The sequence below is a fragment of the Gordonia sp. UBA7860 genome, assembly GCF_002500165.1.
Classification (GTDB): Bacteria; Actinomycetota; Actinomycetes; order Mycobacteriales; family Mycobacteriaceae; genus Gordonia; species Gordonia sputi.
Map to the genome: position 1 here is coordinate 1 of NZ_DLSO01000166.1, position 4,186 is coordinate 4,186.

Sequence of the window (4,186 nt, forward strand, 5' to 3'; positions counted from 1 at the left end):
GTCCGGTGTCCCGTGTTGTCCGGTGTCTTGGGGGGATTCATGCGCACGCTCGTCGTCAGCACGCTCGCACTGCTCATCGTGGCGGTCGGGATCGTCGTCGCGCCGCAGGCACATGCCGCCGATGCCTTCACCATCACCACACTGCACTTCGACGTCGCTCACAACTCGAGACCACGCTGCGACGTCGTCGGCGATCTCTATGTTCCGCAGGGTGTTTCACCAAGCAAGCGTGCACCGGCAGTGCTGACGACCAACGGCTTCGGCGGCAGCAAAGACAGCCAGGCCCCGCTGGCGCGTCTGTACGCCTCGCGCGGCTACATCGTGCTCGCCTATTCCGGCCTCGGATTCGGTGGATCGAGTTGTCGGATCACGTTCGACAGCCCGACGCCCGACGGCACAGCGGCGTCGCGACTCGTCAGCTATCTGGGTGGCGTCACCGGCATCGCCTTCCGCGACGCCGCACACACGATGCCCGCTCCTCGGCTCGACGCCGTCGTGCATGACTCCGTAGACCACCGGGGCACACCGAGATCCGACGATCCGCGCGTCGGCATGATCGGCGGCTCCTATGGCGGCCACATTCAGTTCGCGGCGGCCTCGGTCGATCCGAGAATCGACGCGATCGTACCGATGGTGACCTGGAACGATCTCTCATACTCGTTGTCTCCCAACAACACCGGACAGTCCGTCGGTGTCAGCACCCCGACGCAGGGCGCGGTCAAGATCAACTGGAGCGCGTCTCTCGCCGCTGCCGGACTCATGTCCGGTGTGCAGCACGCATCGGTCGAACCACAGCGACTGACGGGCTGCCCCGACTTCCCCGCGGCGGTGTGCTCCGCGCTCGTCGGGTCGGTGACAAGCGGAACCGTCGATCGGTCGATCCTCGACGGGTTCCGGCGTGGATCGGTCGCGTCCTTCCTCGACCGCGTCACCATTCCGACCCTGTTGGTGCAGGGCGAGAAGGACACTCTGTTCAATATCCAAGAGGCGCTGGCCACCTACCGTGGCCTCACGGCCAGAGGTGTCCCGGCGGGGATGATCTGGTTCTCCGGCGGACACTCCGGCGAACCCTCCGAGGGTGACCTCTCCTCCACCGCACCCGACCCCGCCATCCAATACGTCACACAGCGAGCCCTGGGATGGCTCGACCACTACCTGAAGGGCACCGGCCCTGGTACCGGTCCGAGGTTCGCCTACTACCGCGACTGGATCGGCTATCGCGGCATCGCCACGCCGGCCTATGCGACGGCAGACAGCGTCGATGTCGGCAGCCCGACACAGTTCACTCTCTCCGGCGCGAACGGCATGGTGCCGTCGGCCACGACGCCCGGACCGGGTACCGCACGCTTGCGCACGCCACCGGCGGGGTTGCCCACCACCCACGACACACCCGACGCACTCGGACTCGTCAGCCTGCCCGAACGCGACGTCGCGGGCACGTACGCCCAGTGGGATACCGCGCCGCTGCGATCGGCACTCGATGTCGTCGGAACGCCGACGCTACGCCTGCGCGTGTCCGCGCCCCGCGGCGTCGGCGCGCCGCTGGCCGACCAACTCGTCCTTTTCGCCCGAATCGTCGACGTCGATGCCACCGGATCCGCGACGACCGTCGGCAATCTCGTTGCGCCGGTGCGGATATCGGACCCTCGCGCACCGGTGACGATCACTCTGCCCGCATTCGTGCACCGCTTCAAGACGGGCCACCGACTACGCCTCGTCGTCTCGGGCGGATCGACGAACTACCGCGGCGGGATGCGCCCGATTCCGGTGTCGATCGACGCCGGGGCACATCAGACTCTCCAACTACCGGTCGTCTGAGGCGGCACGACACCACGAGACCCGCCACGTTCTCGAGTGGCGCCCTCTCCGCGGCTGTCGTATCGTTGCTCGCACGAGATCACGTGTAGCAACGGGGAAGAGTCCCGATGTTCGCGTCCGTGACGGCCCTTCTCTCGGGTCCCGCGTCGAAAAGCGCACGCGATCTCATTCGTGAAGAGAGAACACACCCATGAGCAACACCACCACTCCGGCTACCGCCTCCGCTGACTCGTACGCGATGACCGAACTCAATCGCGAAGCTCAGATGGGTGGCATGGGCACCGAGACCACCGACCGTGAGGTCCGCCGCATCAGCCTTGCCGACTTCGAGCAGCGTCGCGCCCAGATCGCCGACGAACTCTGGTCCGCCGCAACCGATATCGGCTTCTTCCAGATCGTCGATCACGGCATCGACATGGCAGAGGTCAACCACGCCTTCGAGATGTCGGCCAAGTTCTTCGAGCTACCCCGCGAGGTCAAGGAGCAGTTCCCTCTCAAGAAGGGCCAGAACGCCGGGTGGGAGTTCTCCAGCCAGGTCCGCCCGTCGGTCGGCACGCCGGATCAGAAGGAGTCCTACCAGCTCACCCTCCCCCGCATGGACGGTCTGTGGCCCACCGAAGAGGAGCTCGCCGGATTCCGGGCAACGCTCCTCGACTTCGAGCACAAGTGCTGGAAACTCGCGATGGACATCCTCGGCTGCTTCGCGGAGAAGCTCGGATTCGACCGTGAGTTCTTCACTCGCGCACACGATCCCAGCACCGAGACCTACCAGAGCACACTTCGCCTGCTGCACTACTACGCCTTCCCCGACGCCATGCTCGACGAGCCGAACGTCTGGCGCGCAGGCGCGCACACCGACTTCGACGCCTTGACGCTGCTGTTCCAGCGTGCGGGCCAGGGCGGCCTCCAGGTGCTTCCGGGTGCCGAGGCCTCCACCCAGGCGTGGACTCCCGTCGAACCATCCGACGAAGCGATCACCTGCAATATCGGCGACATGTTGATGCGCTGGTCCGACGACAAGCTCCCGTCGAACTTCCACCGTGTGCGCGCACCGCGTCGTGGCGAGTACACCGGCCCGCGGTACACCATCGCCTACTTCGCGCAGGCCAACACCGATGCCCTGATCGAGAGCGCCGCGGGCAAGTACCCGGCGATCACCGGTGGCGACTACATCGCTCAGCGCATCGCCGCGAACTTCGCCAAATGAGCGACACTGTGGCAACGGGAGAACAGTCGAGCTCTGTGTTTTCCGACGTCGCCGTGTATACAGGCGGCATCTGGCTCGAGCATCAGGATGTTCGCGTGGTCGGCGGGGTCGTCGAATCGATCTCGCCCCACGCGTCGTCGACAACTGCTGCGGCTGAATCGATTTCGACCGGCGGCTATCTGATCCCCGGTTTCGTCAACACGCACACCCATCTGCAGCAGTCACTGATGCGCGGCATCGCCGAGTGCACGCCACTGCTCGAGTGGTTGCTTGCGGTCGGCGAAGAGTCGGTCGCCATCACACCCGAGCGTGCATACACGGCGGCCGTTGCGGCAAGTCTGGAGATGCTGCGGTCGGGCACCACGACCGTCGTCGAGCACATGTGGCCTCACCCGTCCACGGAGGTCCACGGCGCGGTGATCCAGGCGTTGCGCGACACCGGGATTCGCGCGATTCTCGGCCGCGGTGTCGCCGATCGGCCCGACGCCACGCGCAAGTGGGGATTCGAGCCGCGACTGATGCAGCCGCTCGACGAGGTACTCGATCATGTCGAGCACCTACGTGAGCAGACTGCCGGCTCGACGATCACTGTGGCACTTGCCATTCCGAATCCGCGATCGGTCACCGAGTCGGGGATGGTCACACTGCGCGAGTTCGCTCAGGAACGCGACATGTCGGTGATGATCCACCTACTCGAAACACCCACTGATGATGTGATGTGTCTCGAGCACGCGGGACTGGGCGCGGTCGAGTACCTCGACTCCAACGACTTCCTGTGGAACAGGCTGCTCGCGGTGCACTGCGTCGAACTCGACGACATCGGACAGTCGATCCTCGCCGAACGCGGAGTTGCGGTGTCGCACAACCCGTTGTCGAATATGCGGCTCGGTAGCGGCATCGCGCCGATCCCCGCGATGCTCGATCGCGGAGTCGGCGTCGGACTCGGCGTCGACGGCGCGGCGAGCAACGACACACAGGACATGCTCGAGACGTTCCGAATCGGAGCGTATCTGCAACGCGCGGCACACAAGCGCGCCGATCTCATGGGCTTCGAGACGATGCTCGACATCGCTTGTGGCGGAGCGAATGTGGCACTTGGTCTGCCCGAGGTGATCGGCGGGGGGGGGGGTGGGGCCCCCCCCCGCCCCCCGCCAGGCCGCC

Annotated in this window: 3 protein-coding genes; all 3 read left to right on the plus strand. The window is 65.7% G+C overall.

The window, feature by feature from the left end:
- A partial coding sequence (locus B3T59_RS20350; protein WP_349681980.1) for a CocE/NonD family hydrolase occupies window positions 1–1,818 on the plus strand: 1,818 nt, incomplete at its 5' end.
- A 190-nt stretch (window positions 1,819–2,008) separates the two neighbouring features.
- On the plus strand, window positions 2,009–3,025 hold the full coding sequence (locus B3T59_RS20355; RefSeq protein WP_287004983.1) for an isopenicillin N synthase family dioxygenase: 1,017 nt from the start codon (window positions 2,009–2,011) through the stop codon (window positions 3,023–3,025).
- On the plus strand, window positions 3,022–4,186 hold a 1,165-nt coding region (locus B3T59_RS20360), incomplete at its 3' end, for an amidohydrolase family protein (protein ID WP_287004984.1). The genes B3T59_RS20355 and B3T59_RS20360, both read left to right, overlap by 4 nt.

Bases quoted from the DNA above. Each gene is read 5' to 3' on its own strand.
- B3T59_RS20355 (WP_287004983.1), top strand. From the start codon at position 2,009: ATGAGCAACACCACCACTCCGGCTACCGCCTCCGCTGACTCGTACGCG.